Raw genomic sequence first — 763 nt, 5'->3', positions numbered from 1 at the left:
CCGAGTGATACACAACGGCCCACGAGCCACCTGGAGAAAGAATGCGGGGAAACCCAGTATTGAACCAAAACCCCAAATGAGATACGACAGTGAAAGCCAAAAGTCATATCGGTACACCCGAGAAAACTCCGTAAAAAAGAACCACGCCATGACCGTCATCACTGCACTGTAGAGGAGACCCATCACAGGCTGGGGTTGCGGAAGTTTGCCAGACATTGTTCCTACAGCTCCAACCCATCAACATTGGTGCGATACGGCGGCACCAGCTCATCACTCGCTCGCTTCACCGCATCACCCACGGCATAACCTGCTGCATAGGAGAAGAACATATAGAGAGGGGCTCCTCCCGCCATCCCTCCCAAACTTCCGCCAGCTGAGCTTGCAATGTTGGAGGCGATTGCGGCTTTGAGCGCTGTGTCGTGGGAGTAGCCTTCTTCCCTGGCTGCGTCATACTCAATGGCAATTCCTGGGATTGCCGTCATTGGCCCGCCAACACGACTGATCATCTTTTTGTCTGCCTCCGTGAGGTGGTTTAAATACCGCAAGGAATGGAACATACCTCCTGTGCCTTCGTTGATGGCCTGAGGTGGTGTAGGCAATGGCGGCAAGATCCCAGGTGGATCTATTGCGTTTGCTTCGGTACCGATGGTAGATACAAGGCGGTAATAGGTAGCCGGATCCACAAACTGGTGCTCTACCTTGCCAAATGCAAAACGCGTAGCATCATCAACCGTGCGCACGTCATGGGAAAACTGGCGGGCGT

Annotated in this window: 2 protein-coding genes; both read right to left on the bottom strand. The window is 53.6% G+C overall.

The annotated features are described in order from the left end of the window. Window positions 1–216: hypothetical protein (locus HMPREF3101_RS12220; protein WP_210386139.1), on the bottom strand; the 216-nt coding region annotated here is incomplete at its 3' end. A 5-nt stretch (window positions 217–221) separates the two neighbouring features. Continuing rightward, window positions 222–763 (bottom strand): hypothetical protein (locus HMPREF3101_RS11995; protein WP_168160134.1); only part of this gene is annotated, 542 nt, incomplete at its 5' end.

This window comes from Corynebacterium sp. HMSC29G08 (assembly GCF_001806875.1).
Classification (GTDB): domain Bacteria; phylum Actinomycetota; class Actinomycetes; order Mycobacteriales; family Mycobacteriaceae; genus Corynebacterium.
Note: the sequence above shows the minus strand (reverse complement) of the source record. Positions and strands in the feature narration are given on the sequence as shown.